Below are 21171 nucleotides of genomic sequence, written 5' to 3' on the forward strand. Positions count from 1 at the left end.
CATCGACTCGAACGCCAACACGCGCACGGACGCCTACGGCGGGTCGCTGGAGAACCGCTTGCGTTTCCTCGGCGAAGTCGCGCAGGCGCTGATCGAAGGCACGGGCGACGCGTCGCGCGTCGGCATCCGCCTCGCGCCGCTGACCACGCTGAACGGCTGCGTCGATGACGATCCGGAGACGACATACCTTGCCGCGGCCAGGCTGCTGGGCGAACTCGGCGTCGGCTACCTCCACATCGCGGAAGCGGACTGGGACGATGCGCGGCTGATGCCGGCGGCATTCAAGCGCAAGCTGCGCGAAGCATTCCCCGGCGTGCTGATCTATGCGGGCAAGTACACCGCGGAACGCGCGCGCGAAGCGATCGCCGCGGGCTGGGCCGATTTGCAGCCGGTCGCTGCAGCTAGTCGGATGCCACCTTCCTCCTGGTCCCACCTGGAATGACGCCGCCGGTTGCAATGCCAGTCGCGTCCCGGGCGCCGCCGCGCCATAATAGCCGCCGCGTCCCCACTGCAAACCAGGAGAAATCAGTGAAACAAACCAAGACATGCTGCCTGCTCGCCATCGCTGCCGCGCTTGGCCTGGCCGGTTGCGCCACCGAATCATCGACCGCGCTGCCGGTCCAGAAAGTGGAAAGCGCCAGCCGTCCCTACAACGGCGTGCGCACGCCCATCGCGGTGGGCAAGTTCGACAACCGCTCGAACTACATGCGTGGCGTGTTCTCGGACGGCATCGATCGCCTGAGCGGCCAGGCCAAGACCAGCCTGGTCACCCACCTGCAGCAGACCAACCGCTTCAACGTGCTCGAGCGTGAAAACCTCGACGAGATCAGGCGCGAGGCAACGATCAAGAACCAGGCGCAGCGTCTGAAGGGCGCTGACTTTGTCGTCACCGGCGACATCACCGAGTTTGGCCGCAAGGAAGTCGGCGACGTACAGCTCTTCGGCATCCTTGGCCGGGGCAAGTCCCAGGTGGCCTATGCCAAGGTCAACCTGAACATCATCAACATCTCGACCTCGGAAGTGGTTTATTCGACCCAGGGAGCGGGTGAATACACGCTGTCGAACCGCGAAGTGATCGGCTTTGGAGGCAGGGCCAGCTATGACTCGACGCTGAACGGCAAGGTCATGGACCTGGCCATGCGCGAGGCGATCAACCACCTTGTGGCCGCCATCGAGAGCGGGGCGTGGAACCCGGGTCAGAAGTAATCCAGTCCTTCACCAAAACGAGAATAATGATGATGCAAACGGTCCTGTTGCGCAGGGCAGCGTTGTTGTCAGCCGCCGGCAGTATTTTGCTCGCCGGCTGCGCGGGTCCACAGCCCATGTATCAGTGGGAGGGGTACCAGGCCCAGGTCTATGAGTACTTCAAGGGCGAGTCCAGGGAGGCGCAGGTGACCGCGCTGGAAGCGGGTTTGCAGAAGATCCAGGCCAAGGGCGGCGCCGTGCCGCCGGGCTACCATGCCCAGCTTGGCATGCTGTATCTCAACCTCGGCAAGCCGGACCAGATGGTCAGCGAGTTCCAGACCGAGAAAACCCTTTTCCCCGAGGCCACGCCGTACATGGATTTCCTGTTGCGGAATGTCAAGAGCGACAGCCGCACTGAAATCAAGGCGGACGCCAGCAAGGCCGCGCCCGCGGCAGGGAGCACCAAATGATGCGCCGGCTTCTTACCTATATCGCCAGCCTGGGTGCCGTGCTGCTGTTCGCCGGTTGCGCGGTGCAGAACAAGCAGGTGGACTACGCCGCGTTCAAGGCCAGCCGTCCCCGCTCGATCGTGGTGCTGCCGCCGCTGAACGAGTCGCCGGACGTCAAGGCCACCTATGCCATGCTGTCGCAAGCGACGGTCCCGCTGGCGGAATCGGGCTACTATGTGTTGCCGGTCGCACTGGTTGAAGAGACGTTCAGGCAGAACGGCCTGAACGTGCCGGGCGACATCCATGCCGTGCCGGTGGCCAAGCTGCGCGAAATCTTCGGGGCCGATGCCGCGCTGTACGTGACCGTGACCGAATATGGTTCGAAATACCAGGTCATCAGCAGCGTGACCCGCGTGGCTGCCAACGCCAGGCTGGTTGACCTCAAGACGGGCGATGTCCTGTGGAGTGGTACGGCCGTGTCGGCCACCGACAGTTCCAGCAGTGGCGGCGGGCTGATCGGCATGCTCATCAATGCGGCGGTGACGCAGGTCATGAACCACACGTTCGATGCGAGCTACAGCGTGGCGGGCACCGCGAGCTACCAGCTGTTGTCGGCCGGCCAGCCTGCCGGCATCCTCTACGGGCCGCGCTCGCCCAAGTACCAGTCTGACTGAGCCCAGGCGAATCGGACCGGTGCCATGTGCCGGTCCGACCATGCTATCTGTCCTGATCGCGCTTACGCTCCCCACGCGCCGAGCCCAAGCCTTCGTTTGAGGCATACTGCACGCACCTGTGTGCGAGACCCCGTCCCGCAGCACCCCACTGCCTCTCACGAACATCCCGGCGCAGTCCCCGCGCACGCCGGGCCTCGCCATGCAAAACGTCGGAAGACTTGTCCGCAGCGCCAGCCTGAGCGGCTACATCGAGCTGACGGAGTCGCTCGGGCATGATCCCGGCGCCTTGCTGCGCAAGGCGGGGCTGTCCGCGCGGCTGCTCAGGGACCCGCAGGCGCTGATTCCCAGCCGGGCACTGCGCGAGCTGCTCGAACTCACCGCCAGCGCCACGGGCACGGAGGATTTTGCGCTGCGGCTGGCGGCGCGCCGCACGTTTTCCAACCTGGGGCCGATCAGCCTGGTGCTGAAGGAGGAGCCTTCGCCGAGGCACGCGCTCGATGCCCTGTGCCGCTACCTGAAGCTGATCAGCACCTCGCTGGTCATGCGCATCGAAGAGATCGGCCAGACCGTGGTCATCCGTGAAGACCTGCTGCCGGGGCCGGGCGCGGCAACGCGGCAGGCGATGGAGTTGAGCGTGGCCATGATGTTCCGGATCCTGCGCGAGCTGATCGGGCCGCAGTGGCGGCCGCAGCAGGTTTGCTTTACACACCGGCCGCCGGCGGATATCGCGGCGCACCGTGCATTCTTCGGCCGCAACCCGATGTTCAACCAGCCATTCAATGGCCTGGTCTGCGCGGCGGCCGACCTGGACACGCCGCGCACGCCCGACCATTCCGGGGCCATCCAGTTGGCACGGGATTACCTTGAGGCATCGCTGCGCCAGCGCGGCGAAGGCATGCGCGAGGCGTGCCGCGAGCTGATCATGGCGCTGCTGCCCGGCGGGCGTTGTACCGCCCAGCAGGTGGCGCGGCATCTTCGCGTGGACCGTCGCACGCTGCATCGCCATCTCATCGTCGACGGGCTGACCTTCTCGGCCTTGCTCGACGAAGTCCGTTCCGAGCTGGTCAGGCGGCACCTGCAGGAGAGCGACCTGCCGCTCGGCGAGATCGCGGGGCTGCTGGGATTCTCGAACCAGAGCAGTTTCAGTCATTGGTTCCGCGCCAGCTTTGGCTGCAGCGTCACGCAATGGCGTTTGCAGGCGGCCGATCAGGCAACAACGGGCCGCCGGCGCACGGGACCGGCCGTCAGTCGGCAATAAGCACGATCTTGCCCATATGCTGGCCGCGTTCGATGTAGGCATAGGCCTCGCCGATCGCATCCATGGGGAAGGTGCGGTCGATCGGCAGGCGCAGCTTGCCTTCGCGGAAGAAGGGCATCAGGTCGCGCGCGCAGGCCTGCACGCATTCGAGGCGTTCGGCCTCGGTGCGCGTGCGGAAGGTGGCGCCGATCAGCTTCAGCCGGTTATGCCACAGCAGGTTGAGATCGACCTGGGCAGTACTGGCGCCGCCCAGCCGCGCCAGGTTGACCAGGCGGCCCTTGACTGCCAGGCTCTTGATGTGGTCTTCGAAGACCGTGCCGCCGATGGTATCGATGATGACGTCCACACCACGCCCGTCGGTGGCTGCCATGATGGCCTCGACCTGCGATTCGCACGACGCGTTGACGCCGACATCGACGCCATAGCCTGCCAGGCGCTCCAGCTTGGACGCCGAGCGCGAGGAAGCAATCACCCTCGCGCCGAGCGCAGCGGCGGTCATCACCGCGGCCATGCCGACCCCGCCCGAGGCGCCGTTGATGAACACCGTCTCGCCGGCCTTGAGCTCGCCGTTGCTGACCAGCGCGTCATGGGCGGTGATGAACACATTGGGGAACGCGGCCGCATCGGCCCACGATACCCCGGGTGGCACCGGCATCAGCGCCAGCGGCGCGGCGACGACATACTGAGCGTGACAGCCGCGCCCGTGGCCCATCACCCGGTCGCCTTCGCGCCAGCCGCTGACCTGCTCGCCGACGCTGGCGACCTCGCCGGCAAACTCCACGCCGGCCGTCATCGGCTCACCGGTCCGGTGTTCCCGCATGTACTTGAGCTCGCCATAGTTGATGCCCGATGCGCGTACCCGCACCAGCACCTCGCCGGGGCCGGGCCGCGGGGTCGGGATCTCCTGCACGGCCAGCTGGCCACCCTCCGCGCCCGGTAGTACTCGTACCGCCTTCATGCTGTCTCCTGTGTCATTCCGGCTTGAACTGAATCGAACGCAGCACCTTGCCCTGGCGGTCGTACGACTCGCGCACGTCCCTGGCAAGCTCGTCCGGCGTGGCCGGCGTGCCGACCTCCATGCCCAGCTCTTCGATCTTGCGCCGCAGCGTGGGCGATTGCATGGCGGCGAGCGTCGCCTCGCGCAGCTTGCTTACCACGGCCGGCGGCAGGCCGGGCGCCGCCCACAACCCCATCCAGCCCACCTCGCTGAGGTCCGGATAGCCCAGTTCCGCAAACGTGGGAACGTTGGGCAGCGCGGCGAGCCGCTGCGGGAAGGCCACCGCGAAGGCTCGCAGCTTGCCGGCCTTGATGAACGGCATGGACGTCGCCGGCCCGTCGAACATCAACGAAACCTGGCCGCCCATGATGTCCTGCAAGGCAGGCGGAGAGCCTCTGTAGCTCACCGCGCCGGTATCGAGCCCCGCCAGGCGGTTGAACTGGACGCCGATGGTGTGGCCGCGCAGGCCGATGCCGAAGTTCGCGATATCGATCTTGCCGGGGTTGGCCTTGACGTACTTGACCAACTCGGCGAGGTTTTGCGCGGGAAGGCCGGGATTGCCGACCAGGACCAGGCCCTGGCGCGTGAGCTGCACCAGCGGGACGATGTCCTTGAACGGGTCGTAGGACACCTTGATGGCTTGCGGCACCTCCGAGGCGATGCCCTTCTGGATCAGCAGCAAGGTATAGCCGTCGCGCGGCGCGGACAGCATGCTCTGCACGGCAATCGTTCCTGCCGCGCCGGCCTTGTAGTCGACGACCACCGGCTGCCCGAGCGGCCGTTGCAGCTCATGGGCAAAGAGCCGTGCGAGGATGTCCGCGGTGCCGCCCGGTGGCGCGCCGACGAGTATCCGCACCGGCTTGGCCGGCCACTCGGTAGCCGGGGCGGCGTGCACCGCCCGGGCGGCCGGCAGCAGCGCGCCGAGGGCAAGCGCGAGCACCACCGCGCGGCGCCGGATCTGGGGGGGGCGGATCTGGGGGGAGCGTTTCATTGCTTGTCTCCTTGTCTTATGTCCCTCGGCCCTGTTGGCGGGCCGTGTCAGCGGGGGAGTGCGCCTTACTGGGTCTTGCGCAGGAAGCCCTGGGTGCCGCCGTTGCGGTTGGGGGCGAAGCCGTTGGCCTGCAGCGATTCTTCCACCGTGTCGTAGAACACGCCGATCCTGCAGATCTCGCGTGCCTCTTTGGCGGTGGCGATGTCACGGCCGAGTTCGCGGGAGATGCGCACCAGCTGCTCGATCTGCTCCACGGTGCCCTGCTTCGCCGTGCGCCGCGGGTTCCACAGCACGTCCTCGGTGCCGCAGCGCACGTGCAGGCCCATGGCAATGCCCATGGTATTGACCGGCAGTACGTTGCGCACATTGCTCTCGACCGTCACCACCGCGCCGTCCGGGACGGCGCGCATGAAGTTGGCCAGGCTGTAGACGCTGGGCGTGTCCATGCCGCCGCCGATCGCCACCCAGTTGAGGTTCAGCGGGCCCTTGTAGAAGCCGCGTCGCATCAGCCGCTCCACCGACTCCAGGCTATTGATGTTGTAGCACTGGAATTCGCTCTGGATGCCGGCGGCGGTCAGCCGGCGCACGTGCTCTTCCACCCAGCCGGGATTGGCCGGCACCGTCATGTTCTTGTAGGCGTCGAAGAGCGCCATGTCTTCGCGCGAGGTGCCGCGGAAGTCAGCGTCTTCCGCGTGGTCGGTAACGTTCATCTGCGAGGTATTGACCGTCACCGTGACCTGGTCCGGCGTGGGATCCAGGTCGGCCAGCATGTGGCGGGTGTCGTCCGACAGCCATTTGGCGGCCTGTCCCTCGTCCTCGGGCGCGAAGGAGATCGAGCCGCCCACCTGGATGATCATGTCGGGCACCGCGGCACGCACGCCCGAAATCAGTTCGTTGAACTTGGACAGGCGCTTGGAGCCCTTGCCGTCCAGTTCGCGCACATGCAGGTGCAGCACGGTGGCGCCGGCGTTGTAGCAGTCCACCGCCTTCTGGATCTGCGCCTCCATGGTGACCGGAATGTCTTCGGGGAAATCGGAAGGCAGCCAGCCGGGGGCATACGGTGCGGCCGTGATGATCAGCGGCTGCTGGTTTTCGGGAAAGAGGTGGCCATCGAGGAAGTACATGGGGAGTCTCCGGGTCGGAAGGCAGTCGGTTCAGTAGGGGGTGTCGCCGACGATGGCCGCGCGCTCCATCTTGCGCGGGGCGGGCCAGTAGTCGTTGAGCGCGTAGTGCTGCGTGCAGCGGTTGTCCCAGACAGCGATGTCGCCCTGCTGCCAGGACCAGCGCACCTGGTATTCGGGAATGGTGGCGCGGCTGATCAGGTAGTTGAGCAGCAGTGCGGCGCCGGGCGCCTTGTCGATGCCGTGCCGCACGTTGGCCGGCGTGCTGTAGTTGGTGAAGTAGGTCGAGAAGCCGGCACCGACGAACAGCACCTTTTCGCCGGTTTCCGGATGCGTGCGCACGACCGGATGCTCCGCCGGCGGATGGTCCTGCGCGAGCTTCGCGCGCGCCTCGGGCGTCATGACCGCGCCGAAGCTCTGCTCGATGCTGGCGCGGGCACGCAGCCCGTCGATCTTCACCTTGATGTCGTCCGGCAGTTCCTCGTAGGCCTTCACCATGTTGACCCAGATGGTGTCGCCGCCGATCTCGGGGCATTCGATGCAGCGCAGCACCGCGCCCATGGCGGGGTTGGGGCGCCACAGGCCATCGCAGTGGTAGTTGTTCTCGTAGCTGTGCGGGTTGTCGCTGCGGTAGACGCGCACCAGGCCCGGATGATCCGGGTCGCTGCCGGCCACGGGATGGTCTTCCAGCTTGCCGAAGGCGCTGGCGAACGCGACGTGCTCGGCACGCGTGATGTCCTGCTTGCGGAAGAAGAGCACGCGGTGCCTGAGCAGCGCTGCCTTGATGTCGGCGAAGAGCGCCGGATCACGCGCCGCGTCGCCGAGATGGACGCCTGTGATTTCGGCGCCAATGGCCGGGGTGATCTGCCTGATCTCCATTTCGATGTCTCCAGCAGTTGGTGGATCTGCGTACAGGTCATGGCCTGCTTGGAGATGGAGTATCGGGCGATCGAAGCGCGCTCGCTTGCTTTACTGGGACATTCGTTTGTTAATTTGGGACAAGTGGGAGCGGGCCTCGACTCGCTTGTGGCAGGCTGCCGTCACGTGGCATCACCGCTGCGAATCCTGTTGCTTGCCGTCGCACGCACTGCGCAAGTGCACATTCCCGTCATGACGATGGATGTGCAATTCGGCGTTCTGCCGCCTGGCCACATCCCAGCCGGCCGCGATTGCCGCTTCCATGGTCGGAAACCTCTGGGGCTTGATATCGAGCCCGGTGAACTCCAGTGCCCAACCGAGTTCTGCGGGCAGAACACGAATGATTCGCGATTGCATAATGACCTTTCTAGAGTTACCGCTACATATGGCGGCCGCTGTCGTTTTGCGGTCGAAATGCAACCCTCCTTCACCTAAGTGCAGCTTTCGCGTAGCCTAGGACCGTACCGGGGTACGGAGTCAAGCGATGGAGCACACACTGACGATCGGGAAGCTGGCCAGGGCGGCCGGTGTTGGCGTGGAGACAGTACGCTACTACCATCGGTGCGGGCTGCTGCCGGTGCCCGAGCGCGCCCATGGCGCCATTCGCCAGTATTCGCAACAGAGCCTGCAGCGGCTGCATTTCATCCGCCAGGCCCAATCACTCGGGTTCACGCTGGATGAAGTCCGGGTACTGCTGCAGCAGAACCACGGCCAGTGCAGCACGGCTCGCGCACTGGCCGAGCGCAAGCTCGGCCTGGTGGAGGAAAGGCTGCGGAACCTGCGGCGGATGCGCGCGGAACTGAAGAACCTGATCGGTCAATGCCACGCCAACGGCAACGAGGAGTATTGCCCCTTGATCGACACGCTGGCTGCGAACATCGATTCAGATCAGGCCTGCCATGCCGCGGCCTTGCCGGCCGACTTGCCATAGCGTTCCCGCGCCGCGCGCACCACATCGGGCGAAAGCTTGCCGTCATCGGCCAGCGCCCGCAGCGCCGCGACCACGACGGAATACCGGTCTACCTCGAAGAACGCGCGCAAGGCCTGGCGCGTGTCGCTGCGGCCAAAGCCATCGGTGCCCAGCGTCACGTAGCGCCCCGGCACGCACGCGCGGATCAGCTCCGGCACCGCGCGCACATAGTCGGTGGCGGCGATCACCGGGCCGTCCGATCCGTCCAGCACCGTCTCGACATACGAGCGGGCATGTTCGTCGTTCAAGCGGTTGCTGCGTTCCACGGCGATCGCGTCGCGCTGCAGTTCGGTAAAGCTGGTGACGCTCCACACCTGCGCCACCACGCCCCAGTCGTCTTCGAGCAGGCGCGCGGCGGCGATCACCTCGGGCAGGATGGCGCCCGCGCCGAGCAGGTTGACCTGGCTGGCATCGCGCCGGTGCGGCATGAGCGAATACATGCCCTTCAGGATGCCGTCGCGCGCGGCCTCGGCCGGCTGCGGCATCGACGGCTGCGCATAGTTCTCGTTGCCGACGGTGACGTAGTAGAAGACGTCGCGCTGCTGCTCGCCCATCTCGCGCATGCCATGCTCCACGATCACCGCCACTTCATAGGCAAAGGCGGGATCCCACGCGCGGCAGTTGGGGATGGTCGACGCGGCCAGGTGGCTGGTGCCGTCCTGGTGCTGCAGCCCCTCGCCGCCGAGCGTGGTCTTGCCCGAGGTGGCGCCGATCAGGAAGCCGCGGGCGCTGGTCGGCCGCGGCCCAGATCAGGTCGCCGATGCGCTGGAAGCCGAACATCGAGTAGTAGATGTAGAACGGCAGCATCGGCAGGTCGTGCACGCTGTACGCGGTGGCCGCGGCGATCCATGACGAGATCGCGCCGGCTTCCGAGATGCCTTCTTCCAGGATCTGCCCGCCGGTGGATTCGCGGTAGTACAGCATCGAACCCAGGTCTTCCGGCTCATAGCGCTGGCCCAGCGGCGAATAGATGCCGACCTGCCGGAACAGGTTGGCCATGCCGAAGGTGCGCGCCTCGTCAGCGACCACCGGCACGATGCGCGGTCCCAGCGCGGGGTCCTTGAGCAGGCTGCCGAGCATGCGCACCACGGCCATGGTGGTCGACATCTCCTTGCCGTCCGCGGCCAGCGCGAAGCTGGCCCACTGGCCGGACGGCGGCACCGTGAGCGCGGTGGTCGCGGCCTGCCGGCGCCGCGGCAGGTAGCCGCCAAGCGCGGCCCGGCGTGCGTGCAGGTAGCGCATCTCCGGGCTGTCGTCGGCGGGTTTGTAGAAGCGCAGGTTGGCGACGTCGTCGTCCGACAGCGGCAGCTGGAAGCGGTCGCGGAACGCCTTCAGGTCTTCCAGTTCCAGCTTCTTCTGCTGGTGCGTGGTCATGCGGCCCTGGCCCACCGTGCCCATGCCGAAGCCCTTCATGGTCTTGGCCAGGATTACGGTCGGTTGGCCGCGGTGGTCCATGGCGCGCGCGTAGGCGGCGTGCAGCTTGCGCAGGTCGTGGCCGCCGCGGCGCAGGCGGTCGATGTCGTCGTTGCTCAGGTGCGCGGCGAGGGCGGCGAGCTCGGGGTTCTGCTGGAAGAAGTGCTCGCGGTTGTAGGCGCCGTCGTTGGCGGAGAAGGTCTGGAACTGGCCGTCGACGGTCTGCGCGAAGGCCCGCACCAGCGCGCCGGAGCGGTCGCGCGCGAACAGCTCGTCCCAGTCCGAGCCCCACAGCACCTTGATCACGTTCCAGCCGGCGCCGGCAAACAGCGCTTCGAGTTCATCGACGATGCGGCCGTTGCCGCGCACCGGGCCGTCGAGCCGCTGCAGGTTGCAGTTGATGACGAACACCAGGTTGTCGAGCTGCTCGCGTGCGGCCAGCGACAAGGCGCCGATCGATTCGGGCTCGTCCATCTCGCCATCGCCGAAGAAGCCCCAGACCTTGCGCGACGACGCCGGCTGCAGCCCGCGGTTCTGCAGGTAGCGCATGAAGCGCGCCTGGTAGATCGAATTGATGGGGCCGATGCCCATCGAGCCGGTCGGGAACTGCCAGAAGTCCGGCATCAGCCAGGGATGCGGGTAGGAGCACAGTCCCGGTCCGGCGATCTCGCGCCGGTAGTGCTGCAGGTGGGTTTCGTCGAGGAAGCCTTCCAGGTAGGCGCGGGCATAGACGCCGGGCGCGGAGTGCGGCTGGAAATAGACGAGGTCTCCGCCCTGTTCTGCGCTGCTGTCGGCGCGGAAGAAGTGGTTGAATCCGACTTCGAACAGGTCGGCCGCCGAGGCATAGCTGGCGATATGCCCGCCCAGTTCGCCATAGGCGCGGTTGGCGCGCACCACCATGGCCAGCGCATTCCAGCGCAGCGCGGCGCCCAGCCGGGCCTCAATCTCGAGGTCGCCGGGGTAGGGCGGCTGCGCCTGCACGGGAATCGTATTCACATAGGCGCTCGGGCCGGCGCCGGGCGGCGGCAGGCCCTGCGCCGCGGCATGCGAGGCCAGGCGCCGCAGCAGGAAGCTGGCGCGCGTGCTGCCGGCGTGCGCCAGCACGCCTTCGAGCGCGTCCAGCCATTCGCGCGTTTCCTGGGGATCGCTGTCTTCGCTGGCCGAAGGCAGCGCGAGCATCGATTGCACACCGTTTGCCAGGTTAGTCATGGCACCGCTCCTGTCCGTATTGCTTGTCTGTGGCGGCGCGCCCGCCAAAGCCCGCCGATGCCAACAAGGTTACGCCTGGAGTCGCGGAGAATGTGTCTGAATTGCCTTGCCTGAACCACCTATTGCAGTATAAAAATTCTCAATAAACGCCAGAATCCGGAATTGTTACATCATGAACGAAACCTCGCTCAGGCTCGATCGCATCGATATCGCCATCCTCAACCAGCTGCAGCAGAACGCCCGCATCACCAATGCCGAGCTGGCGCGCGCCGTGAACCTGTCGCCGACGCCTTGCTTCAACCGCGTCAAGGCGCTGGAGAAAATGGGACTGATCAAGCAGCAGGTCACATTGCTCAATGCCGAGGCGCTGGGCCTGCGCATCAATGTGTTTATCCAGGTCAGCCTGGAAAAGCAGGTGGAAGACGCGCTGCGCCGTTTCGAGGCGGCGATCGACAAGCGTCCGGAAGTGATGGAGTGCTACCTGATGACGGGCGATGCGGACTACCTGCTGCGCGTGGTCGTGCCCAGCATGCAGAGCCTGGAGCGCTTTATCCTGGAGCAGCTGACCAAGATCCCGGGGGTGTCCAATATCCGGTCGAGCTTCGCGCTGAAGCAGGTGCGATACCGCACGGCCCTGCCGCTGCCCGCGGCAGGACTGACCCTGAGCGTGGCGGAAGAAGAGGGCGAATAGCCTTGCGCAGGCTAGGGCGCGCCACGCTCCTCGTTGCCGCCATCCACCGCGAATTCCGACAACGCCACTTCGCGGAAATGCCGCACCACCGGGCTGTCGTGCGCCGGCAGCCAGGTGAGCGCCAGGCCGATACCGGCACTGTCCGGATAGCCCGCCAGGTCGCGGATCACCATGCGGTCGTTGGCGAAGCGCTGCATGATCGACGGCACCAGCGCCACGCCCAGCCCGCTCTCCACCAGCGCCAGCACGGTCTGCACCTGCGTGGCCTCCTGCGTGACGCGCGGCTGGAAGCCGGCCGTCTGGCATGCCGACAGCGCGGCGCTGCGCAGGCCAGAGGCTTCGCTTTGCTCGTACATGACAAAGCGCTCCTGCGCCAGATCGGCCAGCGTCAGCGACGGCTTGCCCGCCAGCGGATGGCTGCGCGGCAGGGCAGCGACAAAGCGGTCGCGCTCCAGCAGCGCCAGCGCGGTATTGCCCGGCGTCAGCAGGGGCGTGCGCACCAGGCCCACGTCCAGCGCCTCGTCTTCCAGCCATTGCATGATGCGGGTCGAGGTCGCTTCGCGCAGCACCAGTTCGACACCGGGATATTCATTGCGGAAGCGCGTCACCAGCCGAGGCAGCAGGTGCGAGGTCGTGGTGCCGACAAAACCCACTCGCAAGGTGCCGGCCATGCCGCTGCTGGCCGATTGCACCAGCTCGCTGAACTGGCCGGCATGGAACAGGATGCGCCGGGCCTCGGCCAGCGCGGCGCGGCCGGTCTCGGTCAGCGTGACGCCGCGCGGCTCGCGCACGAACAGGGTGGCGTCCAGCTCGGACTCGAGCTTCTGGATCGAGACCGTCAGCGCGGGCTGGGCGATATGCAGGCGTTCTGCCGCGCGGCGGAAATTGAGGGTCTCGGCCAGCACGACGAAGTGCCGGATGCGGCGCAGTTCCATGGGGTCAGTGGGGATGCGGGAGCCACATCTTAGTGCGCGGGGCGTCCCCCGGGCAACCGCGCGCACCAGGTGGGCCGATAAACGCTGCTTATCAATCGAGCGGGAAACGATATTGGACGCTGCTTCGGTGCCGTCGCTACACTCGACCGCAAGCTGCGGTACAGCATCAGGATTCAGTACCAAGGAACGTAATGGACACAGCCGACCGCCTGGACCGATCGCGCCAATAGCGCCGATCGCGCCCGGCGAGACCTGGACCGACAGGAGCCTCATGCACAGCATTGCATCGCTCGACGACCTGCGCGCGCTTTGCGCCGCGCCGGCCGCGGTGAGCGAGTATTTCCCCATCGGGCAGTCCGCCATCGATACCTTTGCCGAGCTGACCCATGACCGGCAGTGGATCTACGTGGACCCCGAGCGCGCCGCGGCGGATTCGCCATACGGCTGCACGGTCGCGCACGCCTTCCTGATCCTGTCGATGGTGTCGGCGGCGTTCGGGCAGTGCTTTGCCTTCCCGGGCCGCAAGCTGGCGCTGAACTATGGCTTCGACCGGCTGCGCTTTACCGGCCCGGTGCCGGCCGGCGCGCGCGTGCGCGGCGCGTTCACGCTGCAGCAGCTCGACGATGTCCGCCCCGGCGAAGTGCGCTGTCACTGGAAAGTCGAGATGCAGGTCGAGGGCAGCGAGCGGCCGGCCATGGTGGCGACCTGGCTGGTGCTGATGCGTTTCTGAACTTACCCAATATCCATCCCAAGCAGGACGAGACTCCCATGAGCATCAAAGGCAAGGCATATATCGTCGGGGCCTACGAGCACCCGACCCGCAAGGCGCCGGACAAGTCGGTGGCGCAGCTGCACGCGGAATCCGCGCGCGGCGCGCTGGCCGACGCCGGCCTGACCCTGGCGGACGTCGACGGCTATTTCTGCGCCGGCGATGCGCCGGGGCTGGGCGCCACCAACATGATCGACTACCTGGGCCTGAAGGTGCGCCATGTGGACTCCACCGACACCGGCGGCTCCGCCTACCTGGTGCATGTCTCGCACGCCGCGCAGGCCATTGCCGCCGGCAAGTGCAACGTGGCGCTGATCACGCTGGCGGGCCGGCCGCGCTCGGAAGGCTCGACCGGCACGCAGGCGCGCAACTGGGGCGCCAACCTGCCGGACGCGCCGTTCGAGGCGCCGTTCAATCCCGTCACCGTCAACCTGTACGCGATGGTGGCCATGCGCCATATGTACGAGTACGGCACCACGCCCGAGCAGCTGGCATGGGTCAAGGTGGCCGCGTCGCACCACGCGCAGCACAACCCGCATGCGATGCTGCGCAACGTGGTCACGGTGGAAGAGGTGCTGAACTCGCCCTTGATCGCCGACCCGCTGCACAAGCTCGACTGCTGCGTGGTGTCCGACGGCGGCGGCGCGCTGATCGTGGCGCGTCCCGAGATCGCGGCCACGCTCAAGCGTCCGAAGGTGAAGATCGTGGGTGCCGGCGAGTACGTCAAGGGCCAGCTGGGCGGCGAAGTCGACCTGAGCTGGTCGGGCGCGAAGTTCTCGGGCGCGGCCGCGTTCGCGGAAGCGGGCGTGACCCCGGCCGATATCAAGTACGCCTCGATCTACGACAGCTTCACCATCACAGTGCTGATGCAGCTGGAAGACCTGGGCTTCTGCAAGAAGGGCGAAGGCGGCAAGTTCGTGGCCGACGGCAACCTGATCTCGGGCGTCGGCAAGCTGCCGTTCAATACCGATGGCGGCGGCCTGTGCAACAACCACCCGGCCAACCGCGGCGGCATCACCAAGGTGATCGAGGCCGTGCGCCAGCTGCGCGGCGAGGCGCATCCGGCGGTGCAGGTGAAGAACTGCGACCTGGCGCTGGCGCAAGGCACTGGCGGCTACCTGGGCTCGCGCCACGGCAGCGCCACCCTGATCCTCGAGCGTGAATGATGAACGATCGCCGGAGCAACTGACATGACGACCCCACACACTCCCATGGCCTACAAGGCCCCGGACGAACAGCCCGACAACATCGAATTCTGGCAGGCCGCGCGCGAAGGCCGGCTGCTGGTCAAGCACTGCCAGTCATGCGGCAAGACGCACTGGTATCCGCGCACGCTGTGCCCGTTCTGCATGGGCGATACGGTCTGGAAGACCGCCAGCGGCCGCGGCACCATCTACTCGTACAGCGTCACGCGCAAGGCTGGCCCGCAGGCATACTGCATCGCCTACGTGAAGCTGGACGAGGGCGTGACCATGATGACCCACATCGTCGATTGCGATCTCGATGAGGTGCGCATCGGGCAGAAGGTGAAGGTCAAGTTCGCGCCCAGCGTGGACGGGGCGCCGGTGCCGGTGTTTGCGCCGGCTTGAAGGTGATGCCAGACGACGCATGCAACGTGCGCCGCTGGTTTGCTCCCCTCTCCCACTTCGCGGGAGAGGGGAGCGTTCACAAGGGGCGGTAGTTCTGGTTTGAAATCCCGCTGTCGTCACCCTGCATTTGCAGCCAGCCGCTCAGGCCCTCCCTAGCGCCATCCCACCTGGCACCGCCACCTTCTGCGCTTCCAGCGCCTGCGCCACCACCCCGGCCACCATATCCGCCGTCACCGCGGACAGCGTCCAGCCCAGGTGTCCATGCCCGGTGTTGTAGAAGATGCAGCGCGCCCGCCCGCGGCCAACGCGCGGCAGCATGTCGGGCAGCATCGGACGCAGCCCCGCCCACGGCACCACGCTGCGCGTGCTGACGCCGGGGAAGCACTGCTGCACCCATTCCACCAGCGGCCGGATGCGGTCGGCGCGGATGTCGCGGTTGAAGCCGTTGAACTCAGCGGTGCCGGCCACACGGAAGCGGTCGTCGCCGAGGCGGCTGGTGACCAGCTTGGTTTCGTCGTCGAGCAGGCTGACGGTCGGCGCAGCGGCGCGGCTGGCGGCGTCGTTCAGGTTGACGGTGATGGAATAGCCTTTGACCGGATAGATGTTGACACGGTCGCCCAGCCCGGCGGCCAGCGCGCGGCTGGCGGTGCCGGCGCAGATCACCGCGCCGTCGAAGGTCGAGGTGGTGCTGTGCGCGCCTTCCTGCACGGTGACGCTGGCGCTGTGGCCATCGGTGGTGACATTGCGCACGTCCTCGCCGTAGCGGCAGCGCACGCCCATGCGCTCGATGGCGGCGGCCAGGCCGCTGGTGAACTTGTGGATGTCGCCGGTCGAATCGCTTTCGGTGAAATAGCCGCCGTAGTACGTGCCGGCCAGCGTCGGCTCGATCGCGCGCATTTCCGCCGGCGTGACCGCGCGGCGCTCCAGCCCGCCCTGTGCCAGCAGGGCCGAGACGCGGCCCGCGTGCTCGAAGCCGGCCTTGTCGCGGTAGATATGCAGGATGCCTTCGCGCTTGTGGTCGAAGTCGATGCCTTCCTGCGCGGCCCACGCGAACAGGTGCTCGCGCGCCGCGATGGCAGGCGCGCCGTTTCGATGGTGTTGCGGCGGTAGTGCGGGATCGAGGCGATGAACTCGGCGAACCAGCTCAGCTTGTGCCAGCTCGGGCGCGGGTTGACCAGCAGCGGCGCATCGCTGCGCAGCATCCACTTCAGGCCCTTGAGGATGGTGGACCAGTGCGTCCAGACCTCGGCGTTGGAGGCGGAAAGCTGCCCGCCATTGGCGAACGAGGTTTCCATCGCGGCGTAGCGGTGGCGCTCGAACAGGGTGACGGAGAATCCGCGCCGGGCGAGCGCGTAGGCAGTGGTGACACCGGTGATGCCACCGCCGATGACGGCGATTGTCTTCATGATCTGGCAGTCCAGAAACGTCGGAGTTGGAGCCCGCACGCGACATGCGTAGCGGACGCCCCCTCTGTTCCTGACCTGAGAGATTCACGACAATCGCCGCTTGTACGGGGGGCGAGGGCCGCTTGCTCCTTCGGTATGCCGGCTGACGATGGCGGCATTCTTCAGAGTGCTGTGACGCGTGATACCGGTCCTTCTGCCTGAGAGTTTCCGGGGCGGTTGCTCCTTCGGCGCTGTCCGCGGCGGCTGCCGCCGGACCAGTCTCTCCCAGCATCACGTTGGCGTGTGAGCCAATCCGGGCAAATCTAGAGATAAAGCCCCCGTGTGGATATGCGGGTAAACGTGGATGGAGCTTCAGGCACTCGCCTGGGTCGGCCGCCTTGTTTCCGCACCGGCGCGGCGCTATGTCGCACTGCGTCAAACCGTCCCGGCACCTAGAATGTCAGCACTCGCTACGCGGAGGAAGTGCGCCACGAGCCGGATACGGCGCACCAGACGGGCGAGCCAGAAGAACAGAAAAGGCATTCCAGTGAGAAGAAACCGGATCGCGCTGGCCGCTTCGGCCGCGCTGATGGGCCCCGGCATTGCCGGCGCGCAGGCGGATGGACCCGTCGCCGCGCCGCAGCCCCTGCAGGAAGTCGTGGTCTCGGCCAAGAGCGAGCGCGGCGAAACGCCCGCCACGCCGCCCAATACGCCATCGCCCGCCCACGGCATCAGCGCCGCGCGCATGGCGGACTTCAACGTGGTCAACACCGAAGACGCGCTCAAGTACGCGCCCAACCTCGCCGTGCGCAAGCGCTTCATCGGCGATATGAACTCGATCATCTCGGTGCGCAGCACCAGCTCGCGGCAGTCGGCACGCGGGCTGGTCTATGCCGACGGCCTGTTGCTGTCCAACCTGCTGGGCTCCGATTTCACCTTCCCGCCGCGCTGGTCGCTGGTCAATGCCGCCGAGATCGAGCGCGTCGACGTGCTGTATGGCCCGTATTCGGCGCTGTATCCCGGCAATTCGCTGGGGGCGACCGTGCTGATCAGCACGCGCACGCCGGAGAAGTTCGAGGGCGATGCCAGTGTGCAGCTGTTCACGCAGCGCTTCAACCTGTACGGCACGCACGACAATTTCAACGGCGTGCACGCCAACGCCTACGTGGGCGACCGCGTCGGGCCGTTCTCGTGGCTGGTCAGCGTGGACCGGCAGGACAGCAAGAGCCAGCCGCTGAGCTTCTACACCGCGGCGCGCTCCAGCGTGCGTGCGACCTCGGCCGACAAGCCCGTGACCGGCGCCTACTTCGACCAGGACCAGACCGGCGCCGATCGCACCGTGATGGGCGTCAACAGCGAGGGCGTCACGCACACCGTGCAGGACCAGCTCAAGGTCAAGCTCGCCTACGACATCACCAACACGCTGCAGGCGCAGTTCACCGCCGCCTACTGGCAGCAGGACCGTTCCAGCGCCACCGGCAGCTACCTGCGCGATGCCAACGGCAATGGAGTGTCGAGCGGCCCGGTCAATATCGGCGGCTTCCGCTACGTGATCCCTGCCAACGCATTCGCGCCCAGCAATGGCGAAGACGCGCGCTGGCTCTACGGCCTGTCGCTGCGCACGCGCAACGAGACCGGCTGGAACTTCTCCGGCGTGGCATCGCTGTTCGATGTCAGCAAGGACATCGGCCGCACCGCCAGCACCGCGGGCAATGGCCCGGGCACGGTGACCTATGGCGACGGCACCGGCTGGCGCACGCTTGACCTGAAGGCCGACTATCGCCCGCAGCAGCTCAAGGGCGGCCACTGGGTCACCTTCGGCTACCACTACGACAACTACCGGCTCAGCAACACCACTTACAACACTTCGGACTGGCAGGCCGCCACCATCTCCGCGTTCAACAACGCCTTTGCCGGCAAGACCGAGACGCAGGCGCTGTATGCGCAGGACGCGTGGTACTTCGCCGATGACTGGAAGCTGATCCCGGGCGTGCGCTGGGAGCACTGGCGCGCCTATGACGGCAGCCGCAGCCAGCCGGGCGTGGATGTCGCCTACCCGGTGCGCAGCGAGTCCAACTGGTCGCCCAAGCTGGCGCTGGAAAAGGCCATCGGGCAGGACTGGCTGGGCCGGCTGTCGCTCGGCCAGGCCTATCGCTATCCGACCGTCGCCGAGCTGTTCCAGGGCCGCATCACCGGCACCTCGCTGATCAACAACGATCCCAACCTGAAGCCGGAACGCTCGTTCTCGAAGGACCTGACCTTCGAGCGCACGGTCGACCGTTCGTACTTCCGCGTCTCGGTGTATGAAGACGACATCCGCGATGCGCTGGTCAGCCAGACCAACACCACGGTGTTCCCCACCGTCACCAGTTTCCAGAACGTCGACCGCGTGCGCACGCGCGGCATCGAGCTGGCCTACGACGGGCGCGACGTGCTGGTGAGCGGCTTCGACCTGTCCGCCAGCGGCGCGTACAACCACTCCAAGACGCTGGAGAACGCCAACAACCCGGCCTCGGTGGGCAAGTATTTCTATCGCATCCCCCAGTGGCGCGCGAACTTCGTTGGCACCTACCGCTTCACGCCGGCATGGGCCGGCACGCTGGCGATGACCTATTCGGGGCGGCAGTACAATACGCTCGACAACAGCGACGTCAATCCCGACACCTTCGGCGGCACCAGCAGTTTCCTGACCTTCGACGTCAAGGTGACCTACAAGCCCGCCAGGAACGTGCGCCTCGGGCTTGGCATCGACAACCTGACCGACCAGCGTTACTTCGTCTACCACCCATACCCGGGCCGGACGTTCTACGCCGAGGCCAAGCTTTCCTTCTGAGTGCAGTGACCAGCCATACCCTGACCATGCAGCGCGCGCGCCGCAGCTTCCGAATCCTTGCCGCGGGCGTGATCGCCTGCACGGCGTTCGCCGCGATGGCGCAGTCTCACAGCGGGCATAGCAGCCCTGCCGGCCACGGTGCGCAGAGCCCGGCCCCGAAGGCGATGAGCGAACTCGGCACCGGCGCCGCCTTCGATCGCGATGGCCGTTTGTGGATTGCCTACAAGGACGGCCAGCATGTGGCGGTGCGCGAGTCCACCGACCAGGGCCGCAGCTTCGGGCCGGTGCGGCACGTCAACCGCGTGCCCGAGCCCGTCGCGGCCGATCACGACAGCCGGCCAAAGGTGGCGGCGGGGCGCGACGGCGAGATCTACATCACCTGGACCCAGCCACTGGCCAGGCCCTATACCGGCTTTATCCGCTTCGCGCGCTCCACCGACGGCGGCAAGACCTTTGCCGCGCCGGTGACGGTGCATGCCAACCGCGACCAGATCGCGCACCGCTTCGACGCGATCGCGGTGGACGCGGCCGGCCGCGTCTTCGTCAGCTGGATCGACAAGCGCGACGTGACCGCCGCCGAGGCGCGCAAGCAGCCCTATGCCGGCGCTGCGATCTACTACGCGGTGTCAGCCGATCACGGCAAGAGTTTCCAGGGGGACTACAAGATCGCCGACCAGTCGTGCGAATGCTGCCGCATCGCGCTCGCGCCGACGCCGGACGGCAAGGTGCTGGCGCTGTGGCGCCACGTGTTCCCGCCCAACGCGCGCGACCACGCGGTGGCACTGCTCGGCGCCGACGGCACGCCCGCGCCGATGCAGCGCGCTACCTTCGACGACTGGCGCATCGACGCCTGCCCGCACCACGGGCCGGGCGCCGGGGTGACGCCGGACGGCACGCTGCACATGGTCTGGTTCAACGTGAAGGCAGGCAAGCCCACGGTATCGGTGGGCCGCTTCAGGGACGGCAAGCTGCAGGCGCAGCGTCCGCTGGACGACCCGCGCGCGCAGCATGCCGATATCGTCGCGCTCGACGACAAGCACATCGTGGTGGCGTGGAAATCGTTCGACGGCCAGCAGACGCGGCTGTCGGCGATGCTGTCGCAGGACGGCGGCAAGACCTGGCAGACGCGGCAGGTCGCCGGCACCGCGCGCGATTCGGACCAGCCGCACCTGCTGCAGCACGGCGGCCGCGCCTACGTGCTGTGGCGCACCGAGGCCGAAGGCTTCCAGGTCTTCCCGCTGGCGCAGGAGGGCGCATGACCGGGGGTATGACCGGGGCTATGTCGTTACGTCGCAAACTCGTCGCCGCGCTGGCGGGCGCCGCGATCGCGCTCGGCGTCGCCGGCATGGCGCACGCGGCCGAACGCGTATCGGTCTTCGAATCCGCCAATGCCGCGCAACTCAGCGCCACCCAGCAAGGCAAGCCCTTCGTGCTGGTGGTGTGGTCGCTCGACTGCGTCTACTGCAAGCGCAATTTCGAAGCCATCGGCAAGCTGCAGGCAAGGCATCGCAGCCTGCGCGTGGTCACGCTGGCCATGGACCGGGCCGATGCGCTGCCGCAGGTGCAGCAGGTGCTCAAGCGCGTCAACCTGACGCGCAATGCGTGGATGTCTGGCAACGAGCCGCAGGAGCGGCTGCGCTATGCGGTCGATCCCGACTGGATGGGCGAGATGCCGCGCACGTATTTCTATCGCGCCGACGGCCAGCGGCAGGGCGTGTCCGGCGTGATCAGCGACGCCGACTGGGACAAGCACCTGCGTTGGGCCGGCATCGGCGGCTAGGGCA

19 protein-coding genes, 3 pseudogenes and 2 riboswitches are annotated in these 21171 nt (G+C 66.8%); of the genes and pseudogenes, 13 read left to right on the forward strand and 9 right to left on the reverse strand.

All coding sequences use genetic code 11. The annotated features are described in order from the left end of the window. The 5 genes and pseudogenes from K309_RS36530 to K309_RS36540 all read left to right on the forward strand — a co-directional run. Positions 1–385 (forward strand): annotated as a pseudogene (locus tag K309_RS36530) (oxidoreductase); the annotation flags it as partial. Positions 386–528: 143 nt separating this feature from the next. Further along, the gene (locus tag K309_RS0114100) at positions 529–1206 is read left to right on the forward strand and encodes a CsgG/HfaB family protein (RefSeq protein WP_051320456.1); all 678 of its coding nucleotides are present in this window, start codon (positions 529–531) and stop codon (positions 1204–1206) included. 29 nt (positions 1207–1235) lie between these two features. After that, positions 1236–1655, forward strand: coding sequence for a DUF4810 domain-containing protein (locus K309_RS36535; protein ID WP_156914362.1), 420 nt, complete (start codon positions 1236–1238; stop codon positions 1653–1655). After that, on the forward strand, positions 1652–2308 hold the full coding sequence (locus tag K309_RS0114110; RefSeq protein ID WP_029047028.1) for a DUF799 domain-containing protein: 657 nt from the start codon (positions 1652–1654) through the stop codon (positions 2306–2308). The genes K309_RS36535 and K309_RS0114110 overlap by 4 nt, the downstream gene beginning before the upstream one ends. 199 nt (positions 2309–2507) lie before the next feature. Then, positions 2508–3566: an AraC family transcriptional regulator gene (locus K309_RS36540; RefSeq protein ID WP_035877506.1), complete on the forward strand. Its 1059-nt coding sequence runs from the start codon at positions 2508–2510 to the stop codon at positions 3564–3566. On the opposite strand, the gene K309_RS0114120 is transcribed toward K309_RS36540, so the two are convergent. The 5 genes from K309_RS0114120 to K309_RS0114140 all read right to left on the reverse strand — a co-directional run bounded on the left by K309_RS0114120 (position 3553) and on the right by K309_RS0114140 (position 7950). Then, positions 3553–4524 (reverse strand): quinone oxidoreductase family protein, encoded by a 972-nt coding sequence (locus K309_RS0114120; RefSeq protein WP_029047029.1) that lies wholly within the window; start codon positions 4522–4524, stop codon positions 3553–3555. The genes K309_RS36540 and K309_RS0114120 overlap by 14 nt on opposite strands. Before the next feature lie 13 nt (positions 4525–4537). Continuing rightward, entirely contained in the window at positions 4538–5554 is a 1017-nt protein-coding gene (locus tag K309_RS0114125) for a tripartite tricarboxylate transporter substrate binding protein (protein ID WP_035877509.1), read from the reverse strand. A gap of 65 nt (positions 5555–5619) precedes the next feature. Further along, positions 5620–6678, reverse strand: coding sequence for a beta-keto acid cleavage family enzyme (locus tag K309_RS0114130; protein ID WP_029047031.1), 1059 nt, complete (start codon positions 6676–6678; stop codon positions 5620–5622). Positions 6679–6708: 30 nt separating this feature from the next. Further along, positions 6709–7554, reverse strand: coding sequence for a TauD/TfdA dioxygenase family protein (locus K309_RS0114135; protein WP_029047032.1), 846 nt, complete (start codon positions 7552–7554; stop codon positions 6709–6711). A 171-nt stretch (positions 7555–7725) separates the two neighbouring features. Then, positions 7726–7950 (reverse strand): DUF2188 domain-containing protein, encoded by a 225-nt coding sequence (locus tag K309_RS0114140; protein ID WP_029047033.1) that lies wholly within the window; start codon positions 7948–7950, stop codon positions 7726–7728. A 127-nt stretch (positions 7951–8077) separates the two neighbouring features. Between K309_RS0114140 and K309_RS36545 the strand changes: the two genes are divergently transcribed. Then, positions 8078–8524 carry a MerR family transcriptional regulator gene (locus K309_RS36545; protein WP_051320457.1) on the forward strand — a complete coding sequence of 149 codons (447 nt, stop codon included), beginning with the start codon at positions 8078–8080 and terminating at the stop codon, positions 8522–8524. Here the strand turns inward: K309_RS36545 and mdeB are convergent. After that, a pseudogene (gene mdeB / locus K309_RS36550) lies at positions 8482–11185 on the reverse strand (alpha-ketoglutarate dehydrogenase). The gene K309_RS36545 and the pseudogene mdeB overlap by 43 nt on opposite strands. 172 nt (positions 11186–11357) lie before the next feature. Here mdeB and K309_RS0114155 point away from each other — a divergent pair. Next, positions 11358–11876 (forward strand): Lrp/AsnC family transcriptional regulator, encoded by a 519-nt coding sequence (locus tag K309_RS0114155; RefSeq protein WP_029047034.1) that lies wholly within the window; start codon positions 11358–11360, stop codon positions 11874–11876. 11 nt (positions 11877–11887) lie between these two features. Here K309_RS0114155 and K309_RS0114160 read toward each other — a convergent pair whose 3' ends face one another. After that, entirely contained in the window at positions 11888–12811 is a 924-nt protein-coding gene (locus K309_RS0114160) for a LysR family transcriptional regulator (RefSeq protein WP_029047035.1), read from the reverse strand. 271 nt (positions 12812–13082) lie between these two features. Between K309_RS0114160 and K309_RS0114165 the strand changes: the two genes are divergently transcribed. Genes K309_RS0114165 through K309_RS0114175 form a run of 3 tightly spaced genes read left to right on the forward strand, consistent with a single transcriptional unit; the run spans position 13083 to position 15169 of the window. Further along, positions 13083–13541 carry a MaoC family dehydratase gene (locus tag K309_RS0114165; RefSeq protein WP_029047036.1) on the forward strand — a complete coding sequence of 153 codons (459 nt, stop codon included), beginning with the start codon at positions 13083–13085 and terminating at the stop codon, positions 13539–13541. A gap of 38 nt (positions 13542–13579) precedes the next feature. Further along, a complete protein-coding gene (locus K309_RS0114170; RefSeq protein WP_029047037.1) occupies positions 13580–14746 on the forward strand; it encodes a thiolase family protein in 1167 nt (388 codons plus the stop codon). Between the two features lie 24 nt (positions 14747–14770). Beyond that, complete coding sequence (locus K309_RS0114175; RefSeq protein WP_029047038.1) at positions 14771–15169, forward strand: Zn-ribbon domain-containing OB-fold protein; 399 nt, start codon at positions 14771–14773, stop codon at positions 15167–15169. A 141-nt stretch (positions 15170–15310) separates the two neighbouring features. Here K309_RS0114175 and K309_RS36555 read toward each other — a convergent pair whose 3' ends face one another. Then, on the reverse strand, positions 15311–16375 hold the full coding sequence (locus K309_RS36555; RefSeq protein ID WP_369796424.1) for a D-amino acid dehydrogenase: 1065 nt from the start codon (positions 16373–16375) through the stop codon (positions 15311–15313). Next, positions 16258–16575 (reverse strand): annotated as a pseudogene (locus K309_RS43950) (FAD-dependent oxidoreductase); the annotation flags it as partial. The gene K309_RS36555 and the pseudogene K309_RS43950, both read right to left, overlap by 118 nt. A 54-nt stretch (positions 16576–16629) precedes the next feature. Continuing rightward, a riboswitch (glycine riboswitch) is annotated at positions 16630–16750 on the reverse strand. Next, positions 16751–16852: riboswitch (glycine riboswitch) on the reverse strand. It lies immediately after the preceding riboswitch. A gap of 249 nt (positions 16853–17101) precedes the next feature. Between K309_RS43950 and K309_RS0114185 the strand changes: the two are divergent. From K309_RS0114185 to K309_RS0114195, 3 genes are read left to right on the forward strand one after another with little or no spacing between them, the layout of a single operon-like run. Further along, entirely contained in the window at positions 17102–19387 is a 2286-nt protein-coding gene (locus K309_RS0114185) for a TonB-dependent receptor (protein WP_156914363.1), read from the forward strand. A 5-nt stretch (positions 19388–19392) separates the two neighbouring features. After that, entirely contained in the window at positions 19393–20646 is a 1254-nt protein-coding gene (locus K309_RS0114190) for a sialidase family protein (protein WP_232232382.1), read from the forward strand. Further along, the gene (locus tag K309_RS0114195; protein WP_232232383.1) at positions 20643–21167 is read left to right on the forward strand and encodes a TlpA family protein disulfide reductase; all 525 of its coding nucleotides are present in this window, start codon (positions 20643–20645) and stop codon (positions 21165–21167) included. Before K309_RS0114190 ends, K309_RS0114195 begins: the two co-directional genes overlap by 4 nt. Positions 21168–21171 lie beyond the last annotated feature (4 nt).

Source organism: Cupriavidus phytohabitans (assembly GCF_000426345.1).
GTDB lineage: Bacteria > Pseudomonadota > Gammaproteobacteria > Burkholderiales > Burkholderiaceae > Cupriavidus.

Bases quoted from the DNA above. Each gene is read 5' to 3' on its own strand.
- K309_RS0114135 (WP_029047032.1), bottom strand. From the start codon at position 7,554: ATGGAGATCAGGCAGATCACCCCGGCCATTGGCGCCGAAATCACAGGC.
- K309_RS0114110 (WP_029047028.1), top strand. From the start codon at position 1,652: ATGATGCGCCGGCTTCTTACCTATATCGCCAGCCTGGGTGCCGTGCTG.
- K309_RS36540 (WP_035877506.1), top strand. From the start codon at position 2,508: ATGCAAAACGTCGGAAGACTTGTCCGCAGCGCCAGCCTGAGCGGCTAC.
- K309_RS36535 (WP_156914362.1), top strand. From the start codon at position 1,236: ATGATGCAAACGGTCCTGTTGCGCAGGGCAGCGTTGTTGTCAGCCGCC.
- K309_RS36545 (WP_051320457.1), top strand. From the start codon at position 8,078: ATGGAGCACACACTGACGATCGGGAAGCTGGCCAGGGCGGCCGGTGTT.
- K309_RS0114120 (WP_029047029.1), bottom strand. From the start codon at position 4,524: ATGAAGGCGGTACGAGTACTACCGGGCGCGGAGGGTGGCCAGCTGGCC.
- K309_RS0114165 (WP_029047036.1), top strand. From the start codon at position 13,083: ATGCACAGCATTGCATCGCTCGACGACCTGCGCGCGCTTTGCGCCGCG.
- K309_RS0114125 (WP_035877509.1), bottom strand. From the start codon at position 5,554: ATGAAACGCTCCCCCCAGATCCGCCCCCCCCAGATCCGGCGCCGCGCG.
- K309_RS0114155 (WP_029047034.1), top strand. From the start codon at position 11,358: ATGAACGAAACCTCGCTCAGGCTCGATCGCATCGATATCGCCATCCTC.
- K309_RS0114140 (WP_029047033.1), bottom strand. From the start codon at position 7,950: ATGCAATCGCGAATCATTCGTGTTCTGCCCGCAGAACTCGGTTGGGCA.
- K309_RS0114175 (WP_029047038.1), top strand. From the start codon at position 14,771: ATGACGACCCCACACACTCCCATGGCCTACAAGGCCCCGGACGAACAG.
- K309_RS0114160 (WP_029047035.1), bottom strand. From the start codon at position 12,811: ATGGAACTGCGCCGCATCCGGCACTTCGTCGTGCTGGCCGAGACCCTC.
- K309_RS0114195 (WP_232232383.1), top strand. From the start codon at position 20,643: ATGACCGGGGGTATGACCGGGGCTATGTCGTTACGTCGCAAACTCGTC.
- K309_RS0114130 (WP_029047031.1), bottom strand. From the start codon at position 6,678: ATGTACTTCCTCGATGGCCACCTCTTTCCCGAAAACCAGCAGCCGCTG.
- K309_RS0114170 (WP_029047037.1), top strand. From the start codon at position 13,580: ATGAGCATCAAAGGCAAGGCATATATCGTCGGGGCCTACGAGCACCCG.